This window comes from Rhodococcus sp. CX, from assembly GCF_015865005.1.
In the GTDB taxonomy this organism is placed as follows: Bacteria; Actinomycetota; Actinomycetes; order Mycobacteriales; family Mycobacteriaceae; genus Rhodococcus.
Window position 1 is genome coordinate 16,622 of record NZ_JADZGH010000111.1, and the last position, 14,570, is coordinate 31,191.

At 69.8% G+C, this 14,570-nt stretch carries 12 protein-coding genes and 2 pseudogenes; 9 read left to right on the forward strand and 5 right to left on the reverse strand.

The genetic code is table 11. From position 1 onward, the window contains the following. Positions 1 to 1,588 (forward strand): MFS transporter (locus I0Q12_RS12150; RefSeq protein ID WP_197252162.1); only part of this gene is annotated, 1,588 nt, incomplete at its 5' end. Here I0Q12_RS12150 and I0Q12_RS12155 read toward each other — a convergent pair. The 4 genes and pseudogenes from I0Q12_RS12155 to I0Q12_RS12170 form a co-directional block, all read right to left on the reverse strand. Continuing rightward, a complete protein-coding gene (locus I0Q12_RS12155) occupies positions 1,579 to 2,340 on the reverse strand; it encodes a S9 family peptidase (protein ID WP_197252163.1) in 762 nt (253 codons plus the stop codon). The genes I0Q12_RS12150 and I0Q12_RS12155 overlap by 10 nt on opposite strands. Positions 2,341 to 2,350: 10 nt before the next feature. Further along, positions 2,351 to 3,112: a 16S rRNA (uracil(1498)-N(3))-methyltransferase gene (locus I0Q12_RS12160; protein ID WP_197252164.1), complete on the reverse strand. Its 762-nt coding sequence runs from the start codon at positions 3,110 to 3,112 to the stop codon at positions 2,351 to 2,353. A gap of 9 nt (positions 3,113 to 3,121) precedes the next feature. Continuing rightward, a complete protein-coding gene (gene dnaJ / locus I0Q12_RS12165) occupies positions 3,122 to 4,273 on the reverse strand; it encodes a molecular chaperone DnaJ (RefSeq protein ID WP_197252165.1) in 1,152 nt (383 codons plus the stop codon). Between the two features lie 42 nt (positions 4,274 to 4,315). Then, positions 4,316 to 5,111, reverse strand: a pseudogene (locus tag I0Q12_RS12170) (heat-inducible transcriptional repressor HrcA). A gap of 161 nt (positions 5,112 to 5,272) precedes the next feature. Here I0Q12_RS12170 and I0Q12_RS12175 point away from each other — a divergent pair. Continuing rightward, positions 5,273 to 5,578 (forward strand): annotated as a pseudogene (locus tag I0Q12_RS12175) (type II toxin-antitoxin system VapB family antitoxin); the annotation flags it as partial. Between the two features lie 104 nt (positions 5,579 to 5,682). Here I0Q12_RS12175 and hemW read toward each other — a convergent pair. After that, positions 5,683 to 6,906 (reverse strand): radical SAM family heme chaperone HemW, encoded by a 1,224-nt coding sequence (gene hemW / locus I0Q12_RS12180; RefSeq protein ID WP_231610504.1) that lies wholly within the window; start codon positions 6,904 to 6,906, stop codon positions 5,683 to 5,685. A 370-nt stretch (positions 6,907 to 7,276) separates the two neighbouring features. On the opposite strand from hemW, the gene I0Q12_RS12185 reads away from it, so the two are divergent. The 7 genes from I0Q12_RS12185 to I0Q12_RS12215 form a co-directional block, all read left to right on the forward strand. Next, positions 7,277 to 8,998: a nitrite/sulfite reductase gene (locus tag I0Q12_RS12185; protein ID WP_197252168.1), complete on the forward strand. Its 1,722-nt coding sequence runs from the start codon at positions 7,277 to 7,279 to the stop codon at positions 8,996 to 8,998. After that, entirely contained in the window at positions 8,995 to 9,720 is a 726-nt protein-coding gene (locus I0Q12_RS12190) for a phosphoadenylyl-sulfate reductase (protein WP_197252169.1), read from the forward strand. Before I0Q12_RS12185 ends, I0Q12_RS12190 begins: the two co-directional genes overlap by 4 nt. Then, complete coding sequence (gene cysD / locus I0Q12_RS12195; RefSeq protein ID WP_197252170.1) at positions 9,717 to 10,661, forward strand: sulfate adenylyltransferase subunit CysD; 945 nt, start codon at positions 9,717 to 9,719, stop codon at positions 10,659 to 10,661. Before I0Q12_RS12190 ends, cysD begins: the two co-directional genes overlap by 4 nt. A 2-nt stretch (positions 10,662 to 10,663) precedes the next feature. Continuing rightward, positions 10,664 to 11,965: a sulfate adenylyltransferase subunit 1 gene (locus I0Q12_RS12200; protein ID WP_197252171.1), complete on the forward strand. Its 1,302-nt coding sequence runs from the start codon at positions 10,664 to 10,666 to the stop codon at positions 11,963 to 11,965. Continuing rightward, positions 11,962 to 12,717, forward strand: a complete 756-nt coding sequence (locus I0Q12_RS12205; RefSeq protein ID WP_197252172.1) for a sirohydrochlorin chelatase — start codon at positions 11,962 to 11,964, stop codon at positions 12,715 to 12,717. The genes I0Q12_RS12200 and I0Q12_RS12205 overlap by 4 nt, the downstream gene beginning before the upstream one ends. Positions 12,718 to 12,809: 92 nt before the next feature. Beyond that, positions 12,810 to 13,700: a polyphosphate kinase 2 gene (gene ppk2, locus I0Q12_RS12210; protein ID WP_197252173.1), complete on the forward strand. Its 891-nt coding sequence runs from the start codon at positions 12,810 to 12,812 to the stop codon at positions 13,698 to 13,700. A gap of 76 nt (positions 13,701 to 13,776) precedes the next feature. Beyond that, the coding region (locus I0Q12_RS12215) for a universal stress protein (RefSeq protein WP_197252174.1) at positions 13,777 to 14,570 on the forward strand (794 nt) is incomplete at its 3' end.

Consider the following 14,570-nt stretch of genomic DNA (forward strand, 5'->3'; position numbering starts at 1 on the left):
AGTCACCGGTCACGCGGCGTCCACACCCGCACCGCCTTATCCACGCCGCTTGGCCGGGTTGGCGGTGCTGTGCCTGAGCCTGCTGATCGTCGTCATGGCCAACACCGCGCTCATCGTCGCGGCGCCGAGCATGCTCCGCGAACTCGCCCTCACCAGCGCCGACATGCAGTGGATCATCGACGGCTACACCGTCCCCTACGCGGCGCTGATGCTGCTGTGCGGCGTGCTCGGCGACCGCTACGGCCGCCGGGCCGCGCTCCTGACCGGCCTGGCGATCTTCGCGGCCGGCGCGATCGCAGGCAGCCTCGCCGACAGCGCGACCGCGGTGATCGTCGCGCGCATCGTCATGGGCACCGGCGCCGCCGTGATCATGCCCGCGACCCTGTCGCTGCTGGTGGCCATGTTCCCGGCTTCCGAGCGGGCACGCGCGATCGCCGCATGGGCCGCGACGTCCGGTCTCGCCATCGCACTCGGGCCGCTGCTGGCCGGGTGGCTCCTCGAGAGCCATTCGTGGGGATCGACGTTCCTGATCAACGTTCCCATCGCCGCGTTCGCCGCGGTCGCATCCCTCGCGCTGGTTCCGGCCTCGAAGGCCGACGGCCTCACCCGCGTCGACTGGATCGGCGGCGCCCTGTCCGTGGTCGCCGTCGGTGGCGTCGTCTACGCGATCATCGACGGCTTCCACTTCGGCTGGAGCCTCTCCGCACTCGGGGCGCTCGGGGCATCGGTCGTCGCGGCGGTCGCATTCGTCGCGTGGGAGCTGCGACACCCGCAGCCACTGCTGGACCTGCGGCGGGTCGCCGACCGCGCGGTCGGCGGCGCGTGCATCTCGGTGCTGCTGCTGTTCTTTGCGACCTTCGGGCTCATCTACTTCGTCGCCCAGCAGTTCCAGTTCGTGCTCGGCTACGGACCGCTCGAGACGGGTCTGCATCTGCTTCCGCTCGCGGGGTCGGTGTCGGCCGGCGCCGCGCTGGGCGGTCGCCTCGTTCCGCGGTTCGGTGCCCGCATCCTCGTGGCATGCGGAATGGCCGCGACCTCCGCCGGAGTGTTGCTGCTCGCCGCGCTCGAACCGACCTCCGGCTACGACATCTTCCTGGCGTCGCTGCTGCTCGTCGGTCTCGGCATCGGCCTGGCGACCCCGCCCGCGACCGACCTGATCATGGGCGGATTCCCCGACACCGATCTGGGCGCGGCCGGCGGCCTCAACGACACCGCCGTCGAGTTCGGTGGATCCGTCGGCATCGCACTGCTCGGGTCGGTGCTCGCGACGTCGTACCACGACGAGATCGCCGGATTCCTGTCCGGTCTGCCGCTGAACAACCTCACCGGCGACCTGGCCGACAAGGCGGCACTCGCGCTCGAAGCGGCCGGTGATTCGGTCGGTGGCGCCGCGATCGTCGCGGAGGAACTGGCCGCGAATCCGTTCGCGAAGTCCTACGCGCAGCCGTTGCTCGATGCGTCGAGCGCGGCGTTCGCCCACGCGATCGTCGACGCCGCGCTGGTCGGGGGCATCGCGCTGGCGGTCGGCACCGTCGTCGTCACGGTGATCCTGCCCGGGCGGGTGCCCGTCGGAACCGGTCAGGCCTGATCGAGCAGCAGGTCCAGCGACAGCTTCCAGCAGACGCTGTCCTTGTTCAGGAACGCGAAGTGGTCCTCCCCGTCGACGACGTGCAGGGCCACTTCGTCACCGGCCTCGCGGGCAGCGTCGGCGTAACGCGCCGCGACCTTCGCGGGCACCTGCTCGTCCTCGGATCCGTGGACCAGCACGATCGGCCGGCCGATCGGCACGCGATGCCGCGGCGACGCCGATCGGTACACGTGCGGGTTGTCCTCGAACGGCTCGCCGAACAGGTCCTCGAGATAGTCGACGCGCCGGCCCCGCTCCCCCGCCGACGCCAGGTCCAGGGCCGCGGCCTGACCGACCACCAGCGACGGCCGCACCGCCGTGTCCTCACCCGCGAGCCACACCGCGAGCTGGCCGCCGGCCGAGTGCCCGACGACCCGCACCTGCGTCGGGTCGAGTTCGATGCCCGCGGCGCGGGCGTGGTCCGCCACGAGCGTCGCGGTCGCGTCGAGCGCGGCGACGACGTCGGCGGACATCTCCGGCCACCGTCCACCCGCGCCGAGACGGCGGTATTCGATGTTCCACGCGGCGACGCCGCGCCGGGCCAGTTCCGTCGCGAGGGGCGTGCCCAGGTTGAGGTGGTAGTTGCCGTTCCAGTACCCGCCGTGGATCACCATCACGACCGGCACCGGCCCGTTCCCGGCCGCACCGTCCGGGAGGTAGAGATGACCGAACTGCTGGGGTTCCGAGCCGTAGGCGATGCGGGTACGCGACATGGCCGAAACGCTAGTCGAGCGGGCGTGCGCCCCAGCGACCGGACAGCACTCCGATCGCTCCGAGCGCCACCGCGGCGGCCGTGGACGTGCGCAGCACCGTCGGGCCGAGCAGCACGGGCGTCGCCCCCGCCTCCGTCAACGTGGCGACCTCGTTGTCGTCGAGACCTCCTTCGGGCCCGACGACGAGCACCAGCTCGGACGCGTCCGCGAGCGGCAGCGACGCGAACGGTGCGGTCGCCGACTCGTGCAGCACCGCGACGACTCCGCCGCGCGCGACCGTCTCGCGGACGAGCGCCACGACTCCGGCGGTGCGGGTGACCGGCGCGACGGGCGGAATGTGTGCCCGGCGGGACTGCTTGGCCGCCGCGACCGCGACGGCCTGCCAGCGGGCCACCCCCTTGTCGGCCTTGGGTCCGTCCCAGCGCGCGACGCACCGCGCGGCCTGCCACGGCACGAACGCGTCCGCGCCCGCTTCGGTGGCGAGTTCGACGGCCAGCTCCGACCGCTCCGACTTGGGCAGCGCCTGCACGACGGTGACCGACGGGGACGGTGCGGCCAGCTCCCGGCGATCCAGGACGGTCGCCTCGAGCCGGTCCTTCGCCACGGCACTCACCTCGACGTCGGCGACACCGCCGCGGCCGTCGGAGAGCACGAGCCGCTCCCCGACCGCGATGCGCCGGACCGTCGCCGCGTGCCGGCCTTCCTTGCCGTCGAGCACGGCGACCTCACCGGTGCCGGGCAGGGGGTCCAGATAGAACAGGGTCGCGGCCACCGCCGTCGCCTAGCGGGCGCTGAACGCGTCGCGCAGCCGGGAGAACAGGCCCCCGGAGTGCTGCGAGCTGTTGGACACGACCTCGGCGCGGTCGCGGTCGTTGTGGCGACGCAGGTCCTCGAGCAGCTTGGTCGTCTTGTGGTCCAGCTTGGTCGGCACGACGACCTCGAGGTGGGCGTGCAGATCGCCGCGGGTGCCCGACCGCAGCTTCGGCATGCCGTGTCCGCGCAGCACCGCGACCGAGCCGGGCTGTGTGCCGGCGTCCACCGTGATCTCGGTGGGGCCGTCGAGGATCGTGTCGACGGTGACGGTGGTGCCCAGCGCCGCGTCGATCATCGGCACCCGGATCGTGCAGTGCAGATCGTCGCCGTCACGGACGAACACGTCGTGCTGCTGCTCGATCACCTCGACGTACAGGTCGCCGGCGGGGCCGCCACCGGGACCGACCTCACCCTGCGCGGCGAGGCGGATGCGCATGCCGTTGCCGACACCGGCGGGCACCTTGACGGTGATGTCGCGGCGCGACCGCACGCGGCCGTCGCCGCCGCACTTGCGGCACGGGTCCGGGATGGTCTCGCCTGCACCGCGGCAGGTCGGGCACGGACGGGACGTCATGACCTGGCCGAGGAACGAACGCTGCACGGACTGGACCTCGCCGGCGCCGCCACAGGTCGCGCAGACGACCGGCTTCGAATCGCCGTTGGTGCCCGATCCGGCGCAGCCGTCGCACAGGATCGCGGTGTCGACGGTGATGGTCTTGGTGACACCGGTCGCGCATTCCTCGAGCGTCAGGCGCGTGCGCAGCAGCGAATCGGCACCGGGCTGCACGCGACCGCGAGGCCCGCGCGCGGCGCCGCCGGCGCCGCCACCGAAGAACGCCTCGAACACGTCGCCGAGACCACCGAACCCGGCGCCGGCGAAGCCGCCCGCACCGCCGCCACCGGACGCCAGCGGATCGCCGCCGAGGTCGACGATGCGCCGCTTCTCCGGATCCGACAGCACCTCGTAGGCCGCGGAGATCTCCTGGAAGCGCTTCTGCGCCGACTCGTCCGGGTTCACATCCGGGTGATGCTCACGCGCCAGCTTGCGGTACGCGCGCTTGATCTCCTGGTCGGTCGCGTTCTTCGACACGCCGAGCGTCGCGTAGTAGTCCCGTGCCACGTTAGGTTCTCGTCCTTACTTCTCTACACACATGAACGGTGCTCAGCGTTCGCCGAGCACCTCACCGATGTATCGCGCAACGGCCGCAACCGACGCGATGGTTCCCGGATAGTCCATCCGAGTGGGGCCCAGCACACCGAGGCCGCCGAATACGGTACCGGCGGCGCCGTAACCGGTGGACACCACCGACGTCCCGCGCATCTCCGCGACCTGCGTCTCCTCGCCGATCCGGACGGTCACCCGACCCGCGTCCTGGCTGGCCGCGAGCAGCTTGAGCACCACGACCTGCTCCTCGAGGGCCTCGAGGACGGCACGGAGCGACCCGGGCACCCCCGCGTGACCGTCGAAGTCGGCGGCGTTGCGGGTCAGGTTGGCGGTGCCGCCGAGCACCAGTCGCTCCTCGGGATGCTCGACGAGCGTCTCGACGAGGACGGTCGCGCAGCGGATCACCGCGTCGCGCAGATCGTCGGGGGCCTCCTCGGCCAGTTCCGACACGGCGATCGACGCCGCGGCGCAGCACGTCGTCGAGATCGACACCGGATTCGAGGAACTGGAGGATCGCGCGGCGTTCGGCTGCCGAGAGCGGTTTGACGTCGGCGATCCGATCGACGAACTGGCGGTATCCCTTGTCGGTGGGCACGCGTCCCGAGCTCGTGTGCGGCTGGGTGATGTATCCCTCGGCCTCGAGTACGGCCATGTCGTTGCGGACGGTCGCGCTGGACACGCCGAGGTTGTGCCGCTCGACGAGCGTCTTCGATCCGATGGGTTCCTTGGTGGCGACATAGTCCGCAACGATCGCGCGCAACACCTGGAATCGCCGTTCCTCGGTGCTCGACATCCCCGCCCACCTCCGTATCTGTCGCCACACTTCACGGTTCGGGCCCACGCGCGACCCGCACGCGGCGCCGCGCGCAGTGTGCCTCGTCGTTCCAGTCTAGTCGCCGCGGCGCACTGTCCCGAGGCGACGGCGGTGCCGTGGGTCCGTCGTACTGTGGATTCATGATTTTCAAGGGTGTCCGGGACGGCAAACCGTATCCCGATCACGGCCTGTCGCTGCGCGACTGGTCTCGGATCCCACCTCGGCAGGTTCGGCTCGACGAGATCGTCACCACCACGAAGGTCCTCGAACTCGATCGGCTGCTGTCGGAGGATTCCACCTTCTACGGCGATCTGTTCCCGCATGCCGTGCAGTGGCAGGGCGTCCTGTATCTCGAGGACGGCCTGCATCGCGCGGTGCGGTCGGCGCTGCGCAACCGCACCGTCATGCACGCGCGGGTGTTCGACTACGACGCGCTGACTCCGGGCGGTTCGCTCGGTCCGGGTGCCGAGATCCCGGGCACGGGGGTTCCGAGCACCGAGGCGAGCTGGATCGACCTCGACACCGGCCTGCCCGACGGGCGAAACGGCAGCTAGACGAGGATCGAGCGGACCACCGCGTCGGCGAGGAGCCGGCCCCGGTCGGTGAGCACCAGGTGATCGCCGCGCAGATCGGCGAGCCCGTCCGCGACGACCGTCCGTGCGGCCTCCCGTTCCGACGCGCCCAGTGCCGCCCACGGCAGGCCGGTGCGCAGCCGGACGGTGAGCATGACGAGTTCGGTGTGGGTGTCGTCGGCGGTGAGCTGCTCGCTGCCGCCGACCGGTAGCCGTCCCTGGGCGAGGGTGTCGGCGTAGCGGGCGGGATGTTTGACGTTCCACCAGCGCACCCCACCGACGTGGCTGTGCGCGCCGGGGCCCGCGCCCCACCAGTCGCCGCCGTCCCAGTACCCGAGATTGTGCGCGCACCGCGCGGACGGCTCGTCGGCTCGCGCCCAGTTGGACACTTCGTACCAGGTCAGCCCGGCTTCCTCGAGCCGCGAATCGATGCGTTCGTAGCGGGCCGCGAGGACGTCGTCGTCGGGTGCGGGCAGTTCCCCGCGGCGCACCTTCCGCGCGAGGGCGGTGCCGTCCTCGACGATCAGCGCGTACGCGGACACATGGTCGACGCCGGCCTCGAGCACGGCGTCGAGGGAGCGGTCGAGGTCCTCGTCGCGTTCGCCGGGGGTGCCGTAGATGAGGTCGAGGTTGACGTGCTCGAACCCGGCGGCGCGGGCCTCCCGGGCCGCCGCGACGGGCCGTCCCGGGGTGTGGGTGCGGTCGAGCACGGCCAGCACGTGCGAGGCGGCGGATTGCATGCCCAGCGACACGCGGGTGTAGCCGGCGTCGCGGATCCGGGCGAAGAACTCGGGTCCGGTCGATTCGGGGTTGGATTCGGTGGTCACCTCGGCGCCCGGGGCGAGCCCGAAGCTGGATCGGACGGCGCCGAGCACGTCGGCGAGGCCGTCCGCGCCGAGCAGCGACGGGGTGCCGCCACCGACGAACACGGTGTTTGCGGCGGGTGCGCCGAGCATGTCCGCGGCGATGTCGAGTTCACGCCGCAGGCCCGCGAGCCAGGACTGCGGGGACGCCGACGACCCCAGCTCTCCCGCGGTGTACGTGTTGAAGTCGCAGTAGCCGCAGCGGGTCGCGCAGAAGGGCACGTGCACGTACACCCCGAACGGCCGGCTGCCGACTCCGGCGCGGGCCGCGGCCGGGAGTTCGAATCCGTCGTCGGTCGCGGTTGCGTTGCCCGTTCTCGTCTCGCTCACGGCTTCCAGTGTTCCAGAGCCGGGCGGGGCGCCGACCGGCCGCGGTGCGGTGACCTCGGTATTTCCCGCGATTTGGGTGGAAATGTCGTCCAGGATTCGGCTTCGCCCCCGTGACATGGCACAATGGTCGCCATGACCGGACTCGGAGTGCGACTCGTGGCTCGCCGCCACGTCGACTTCAAGCGCGTCTGCGCGTCCTGCTGTCAGCCTTGTGCCGTCTGTTCCTGCGCCGACTGTCGGTAGTCAGTCACCTACTGCCGCCGGCCGGCACCACCCCGGCAAGCCCTCAGTTCCTGCCGGGTCGAGGCATGTCTGCGCGAAGTACAGCCCACAGCGACGTCCCCGACCCGGTCCCTCGCCAAATCCCAGGAGTCCCTGCATGTCGTCGACCACCGACGTCTCCCCCGCCGGAGATCCCGCCGCTCCCGCACGGCCGCGGGCGGCACGCCCGGCCAAGCGCCGGGCCGAAGGCCAGTGGGCTCTCGGTTACCGCGAGCCGCTCAACGCCAACGAGCAGACCAAGAAGGACGACAATCCGCTCAACGTGCGCCGCCGGATCGAGGAGATCTACGCGCACCAGGGTTTCGACAGCATCGACAAGTCCGATCTGCGCGGCCGGTTCCGCTGGTGGGGTCTCTACACCCAGCGCGAGCAGGGCTACGACGGCACCTACACCGGTGACGAGAACATCGATCTGCTCGAGGCCAAGTACTTCATGATGCGGGTGCGCTGCGACGGCGGCGCGCTCAACGTCGAGCAGGTGCGCACCATCGGCGGCATCTCCACCGAGTTCGGCCGCGACACCGCCGACCTGTCCGACCGGCAGAACGTCCAGTACCACTGGATCGAGGTCGAGAACGTCCCGGAGATCTGGCGGCGCCTCGAGTCGGTGGGTCTGAAGACCACCGAGGCGTGCGGCGACTGCCCGCGCGTGGTGCTCGGTTCCCCTCTCGCCGGTGAGTCCCTCGACGAGATCATCGACGGCACCCCGGCGATCGACGAGATCGTCCGTCGCTACATCGGCGACCCGCAGTACTCGAACCTGCCGCGCAAGTTCAAGACCGCGATCTCCGGACAGCAGGACGTCGTGCACGAGATCAACGACGTCGCGTTCATCGGCGTCGAGCACCCCGAGCACGGTCCCGGCTTCGACCTGTGGGTCGGCGGCGGTCTGTCTACGAACCCGATGCTCGCGCAGCGGGTCGGCGCCTGGATCCCGCTCGACGAGGTTCCGGACGTGTGGGAAGGCGTCGTCGCGGTGTTCCGCGACTACGGCTACCGCCGGCTGCGGTCCAAGGCCCGCCTGAAGTTCCTCATCAAGGACTGGGGCATCGAGAAGTTCCGCGAAGTTCTCGAGACGGAGTACCTGAAGCGTCCGCTCATCGACGGTCCCGCACCGGAACAGCCCGCGCGCCCCATCGATCACGTCGGCGTGCAGAAGCTGCGCAACGGCCTCAACGCCGTCGGGTTCTCCCCCATCGCGGGCCGCGTGTCCGGCACCATCCTGACGAAGGTCGCCGACGCGGTCGAGCGGATCGGCTCGGACCGGATCCGTTTCACCCCGTACCAGAAGCTGATCGTCCTCGACGTGCCCGACGACAAGGTCGACGAGCTCATCGCCGAGCTCGAACCGCTCGGCCTGCAGGCCCGTCCGTCCGCGTGGCGGCGGAATCTGCTGGCGTGCAGCGGCATCGAGTTCTGCAAGCTGTCGTTCGTCGAGACGCGCAAGCGTTCCCAGGTGCTCGCACCGGAGCTCGAGGAGCGGCTCGCGGACATCAACGCGCAGCTCGACGTCCCGATCACCATCAACATCAACGGCTGCCCGAACTCGTGCGGCCGGTCGCAGATCGCGGACATCGGGTTCAAGGGCCAGCTCGTCGACGACGGCGAGGGCAACCAGGTCGAGGGCTACCAGGTGCATCTCGGCGGCAGCCTCGGCCTGGACAGCGGTTTCGGCCGGAAACTGCGGCAGCACAAGGTGAACAGCACCGAGCTCGGCGACTACATCGAGCGAGTGGTGCGCAACTTCGTCAAACAGCGGTCCGAGGGCGAGCGGTTCGCTCAGTGGGCTGTGCGCGCAGAGGAGGCGGACCTTCGATGACCACCACAGAGACCACCGAGGACCTTCGAATTCTCGCCGCGCAGGGGGCAGCGAGCCTCGAAGGCGCCTCGGCACTGGAATTGCTGCAATGGACCGAGGAGACCTTCGGTTCCGCAGTGAGCGGCGACCGCAGCGGCTACGTCGTCGCGTCGAACATGCAGGACGGGGTGCTCGTGCATCTCGCCGCGCAGGTGCGGCCGGGCGTGGACGTGCTGTTCCTCGACACCGGGTACCACTTCGCCGAGACGCTCGGCACCCGGGACGCCGTCACCCAGGTGTACGGGGTGAATCTCGTCGAGGCGAAGGCGGCGCACTCGGTGGCCGAGCAGGACGAGTTGCTCGGCAAGGATCTGTTCGCGCGTGATCCGAACGAGTGCTGCCGGTTGCGGAAGGTGGTGCCGCTGAAGGAAACCCTGAAGGGTTACCGCGCGTGGGTCACCGGCATCCGCCGGGTCGAGGCCCCGACTCGGGCCAACGCGCCGCTCGTCTCGTTCGACGAGGCGTTCGGGTTGGTGAAGATCAACCCGATCGCCGCGTGGTCGGACGAGGACATGCAGAACTACATCGACGAGCACGGGATTCTCGTCAATCCCCTGGTCGACGAGGGCTATCCGTCCATCGGATGCGCCCCCTGCACCGTCAAACCACTTCCCGGAGCCGATCCGCGCAGCGGACGGTGGGCCGGCCGAGCCAAGACCGAATGCGGGTTGCACTCCTCATGACACTCATCGACACGAACCTTTCGGAATCCCGAATCAAGTTGGACGGCAACAAGTTCGACACTCTCGACGCGCTCGAGTCGGAGGCGATCCACGTCTTCCGTGAGGTCGCCGGCGAGTTCGAACGTCCGGTGATCCTGTTCTCCGGCGGCAAGGACTCGACGGTGCTGCTGCACCTCGCGCTCAAGGCCTTCTGGCCCGCGCCGCTGCCGTTCGCGCTGCTGCACGTCGACACGGGACACAACCTGCCCGAGGTTCTGGCCTTCCGCGACCACGTCGTCGAGAAGTACAACCTGCGCCTGCACGTCGCGAAGGTCGAGGACTACCTCGCCGACGGCCGCCTCACCGAGCGGCCCGACGGCATCCGCAACCCGCTGCAGACCGTTCCGCTGCTCGACGCCATCTCCGAGAACCGCTTCGACGCGGTGTTCGGCGGCGGCCGCCGCGACGAGGAACGCGCCCGCGCCAAGGAGCGGATCTTCTCGCTGCGCAACGCATTCGGGCAGTGGGATCCGAAGCGTCAGCGTCCCGAGCTGTGGAACCTGTACAACGGCAAACACGCCCCCGGCGAGCACGTCCGGGTGTTCCCGCTCAGCAACTTCACCGAACTCGACATCTGGCGGTACATCGCCCGCGACGACGTCGAGCTCGCGAGCATCTACTACGCGCACCAGCGTCCGGTGTACCGGCGCGACGGCATGTGGATGACCCCCGGCGTGTGGGGCGGCCCCGCCGAGGGCGAGGAACTCGAGACCCGTTCGGTGCGGTACCGCACCGTCGGCGACGGTTCCACCACCGGCGCGATCCTGTCCGAGGCCTCGACCAACGAGGAGATCCTGGCCGAGGTCGCCGCGTCCCGCCTGACCGAGCGCGGTGCGACCCGCGGTGACGACCGAGTTTCCGAAGCGGCCATGGAAGACCGCAAGCGAGAGGGCTATTTCTGATCATGAGCGACCTGCTTCGACTCGCTACTGCGGGCAGCGTCGACGACGGCAAGTCCACCCTGGTGGGCCGCCTGCTGTACGACACCAAGTCCGTGCTGGCCGACCAGATCGACGCGGTCACCCGCGCCTCGGTCGACAAAGGCCTCGACACCCCCGACCTGTCTCTGCTCGTCGACGGCCTGCGCGCCGAACGCGAACAGGGCATCACCATCGACGTCGCCTACCGGTACTTCGCGACCCCGAAGCGCAGCTTCGTGCTCGCGGACACCCCGGGCCATGTCCAGTACACCCGCAACACCGTCTCCGGCGCGTCCACCGCGCAGCTCGTGGTGCTGCTCGTCGACGCCCGCAAGGGTGTGATCTCGCAGACCCGCAAGCACGCCGCCGTCCTCGCGCTGCTCGGTGTGCCGAAGCTGGTGCTCGCAGTGAACAAGATCGACCTCGTCGAGGATCCGGCGACGGTGTTCGCGCAGATCTCCGCCGAGTTCAACGAGCTGACCTCGTCGCTGGGCTGGGCGCCCGAGGACGTGCAGGAGATCCCGGTCTCCGCACTACACGGCGACAACGTCGCGACCCGCTCGGAGAACACCCCGTACTACGACGGCCCGACGCTCATCGAGCACCTCGAGTCCGTCCCCGTCGACGCCGACGTGCACGGCCGTCACGAGTCCGGCCTGCGCTTCGCGGTCCAGTACGTGATCCGCCCCCGCACCGCCGAGTACCCCGACTACCGCGGCTACGCCGGGCAGATCGCGTCCGGTTCGGTGCGTCCCGGCGACGAGGTCGTCGTGCTGCCCTCGGGCATCCGCACCACCGTCGAGCGCATCGACACCGCGGACGGCGAACTCGACGTCGCGTACGCGGGTCGTTCGGTCACGCTGATCCTGGCCGACGACGTCGACATCTCCCGCGGTGACCTCATCGCGTCTCCCGAGAATGCACCCGAGCCGCTCGGCGAGTTCGAGGCGACCGTGTGCTGGCTCGCCGAGAAGCCGCTGCGCCCCGGCGCCCGGCTGCTGCTCAAGCACGGCACCCGCACGACCCAGGCCATCGTCGGCGCGCTCGAGGAGCGTTTCGACGAGCAGAACCTGACGTCGATCCCCCACCCGGACACGGTGGAGCTCAACGAGATCGCCCGCATCTCGGTGCGCGTCGCGGAGCCGATCCCGGCCGACGACTACACCGTGAACCGCCGCACCGGCAGCTTCCTGCTCATCGATCCGGCGGGTGGCAACACGCTCGCCGCCGGCCTGGTGGGCAACGGTCTGGCTCAGATCGAGCTCGGGGAATCCGTCCCGGCATGATCCCGGTGATCGCCGTCGCGCACGGCAGCCGTGACCCGCGCTCCGCGCAGGCCATGGCTGCCGCGCTCACGGCGTTGCGGGCGCGACGACCCGGCTGGTCCGTGCGCCTGGCATTCCTGGATCTCAACGCGCCCTCGGTGCGGCAGGCCCTCGACGCCGTCGCCGCCGAGGGGCATCGGCGCGTGGTCGTCGTTCCGCTGTTGCTGGGCAGCGCATTCCACGCGCGCGTGGATCTTCCCGGTATCCTCGCCGACGCCCGCGTCCGGCACCCCCGTCTCGATGTGGTGTGCACCGACGTCCTCGGCGCCGACCGTCTGCTGACCGCGGCGGCACGGGACCACGTGGCCGCGACCGGCGTCTCGCGCCTCGACCCGTCCGTGGGAATCGCGATGTGCGCGGTCGGTTCCCGGCGACCCGGCGCCGACGCGGCAACCGCCGCCGTCGCGCCACGACTGCTCGACGGCACCTCGTGGACCCACGTGCGCGCATGCTTCGCGACGTCGGCCCCCGGTGTCGTCGACGCGCTCGCCGAACTCCGCGAGGCCGGTGCCCGCCGGCTGGTCGTCGCGCCGTGGCTGCTCGCTCCCGGTCTCCTGTGGGACCGCGCCTGCGACGCCGCGCGGTCCGCCTTCCCCGACGTCCGGTTCGCCGCTCCCCTCGCCACCGGCGACGCCGTCGGATTCCTCGTCGAGCGCCGGTACTACGAGGCCCTCGCGGACACCGAGCGCACCCGGGTGCTGCGCAGCGCCTGAGCCCGCGCGGCAGCGTGTCGTTCTACCCTGGTTCATCTGCAACGGTTACAACGGATGCCGTTCCCCGTTGCACCGAGGACCAGGAGACTCCCGTGCAGAGCGAATTGCGCCACTACATCGACCGGCTCCGCACCGAGGGGTTCTCCGTGCGCGACGACCACGGCGAAGACCCCGATCTCATCGATATCGACGGCCGCGCCGTCGACACCTGGCGGGAGAACTACCCGTACGACCACCGCATGGACCGCGCGACGTACGAGGTCGAGAAGTACCTGCTGCAGATCGAGCTGCTGAAGTTCCAGTCCTGGTCGCTCGAGAACGGTTCCAAGCACATCATCGTGTTCGAAGGTCGTGACGCCGCCGGCAAGGGCGGCACGATCAAACGGTTCCAGGAGTACATCAACGTGCGGCACGCCCGGGTGGTCGCGCTGAGCAAACCGTCCGAACGCGAGAGCGGACAGTGGTACCTGCAGCGGTACATCGAGCACTTCCCCACGGCCGGTGAGCTGGTGATGTTCGACCGGTCCTGGTACAACCGCGCGGGTGTGGAACGGGTGATGGGCTTCTGCACCGACGACGAGTACGAGCGCTTCATGACGCAGGTGCCGCTCTTCGAGCAGCTGATCATCGACGCCGGGATCTCCCTGACCAAGTTCTGGTTCTCGGTGACCCGCAACGAGCAGCGCACCCGGTTCGCAATCCGCCAGCTCGATCCGGTCCGCCGCTGGAAGCTGTCGAACATGGACCTCGAGTCACTGGACAAGTGGGACAGGTACACCGCGGCGAAGGAGGAGATGTTCCGCCGGACGGACACCGACCACGCGCCGTGGACCACGATCAAATCCAACGACAAGAAGCGCGCCCGCATCAACGCGATGCGGCACTTCCTGAACAGGTTCGACTACGACGACAAGGACCGGCAGGTGGTGTTCGACCCCGACCCGAAGATCGTGCAACGCGGAAAGCACGCCGTCGGAGACTGATCCGCCTCGCGTGCGGAATGCTGACAAGATCGTGCGATCTGGCTCACACTGGATGGGAGTCCAAGGAGTCACCACCATGAGCACAGCATCGATCAGACGCGGAATCGTGGCGGGCATCGACGGATCGGACAGCGCGCTGGGTGCCGCGCGCTGGGCGGCGTCCGTCGCGCAACGGTTCGGCGAGCCTCTCCACCTGCTCCATGTGCAACCGAACGGATCCGGGGGCGACTACGGCGACCCCGAAGGACTCCTCGACGCCGCCGAGACCGCGGTGCGGGCCGGACCGGGTGGGGTCGAGATCGAACGCGACATCGAACACGGCACACCGCAGAAGGTGCTGGTCGAGAAGTCCGGAACGGCCCGGATGCTCGTGCTCGGTCACCTGACTACCACCGAGTGGCAGTCGATGTTCCACGGCTCCGACGTCGTGTACGCGACCAATCACGCGAAGTGCCCGGTCGTGTCGTGGCGGGGCGAACCGCCCCCCGAGGCGGTCAACGGCCGTCCGGTGGCCGTCGGGGTCGACGGCAGTGAACTCAGCGCGAAGGCGATCGAGCACGCCTTCGAGTTCGCGGCGTTCGTCGGCGCCCCTCTGGTCGCCGTCCACAGCTGGACCGAGCAGTCGACCCTCACCTACGGGGAGGGTTCCCGGTTCATCGACTGGGACGACTACGTGAAACAGCAGACCGCGCTGGTGGCCGAGAGCCTCGCCGGATGGCGGAGCCGCTACCCGGACGTCGAGGTCACGCACAGCGTCGAGCGCGGCAAGCCGGAGGAGGCGCTGCTCGAGCATTCCGCGCGGTCGCAGCTGGTCGTCGTCGGCAGCCACGGCCGCAGCCCGATGACCGCCGCGGTGCTCGGATCCACCAG

Coding starts and splice junctions, on each gene's coding strand:
- I0Q12_RS12155 (WP_197252163.1), bottom strand. CDS start 2,340: ATGTCGCGTACCCGCATCGCCTACGGCTCGGAACCCCAGCAGTTCGGT.
- I0Q12_RS12185 (WP_197252168.1), top strand. CDS start 7,277: ATGTCGTCGACCACCGACGTCTCCCCCGCCGGAGATCCCGCCGCTCCC.
- I0Q12_RS12190 (WP_197252169.1), top strand. CDS start 8,995: ATGACCACCACAGAGACCACCGAGGACCTTCGAATTCTCGCCGCGCAG.
- cysD (WP_197252170.1), top strand. CDS start 9,717: ATGACACTCATCGACACGAACCTTTCGGAATCCCGAATCAAGTTGGAC.
- I0Q12_RS12200 (WP_197252171.1), top strand. CDS start 10,664: ATGAGCGACCTGCTTCGACTCGCTACTGCGGGCAGCGTCGACGACGGC.
- I0Q12_RS12205 (WP_197252172.1), top strand. CDS start 11,962: ATGATCCCGGTGATCGCCGTCGCGCACGGCAGCCGTGACCCGCGCTCC.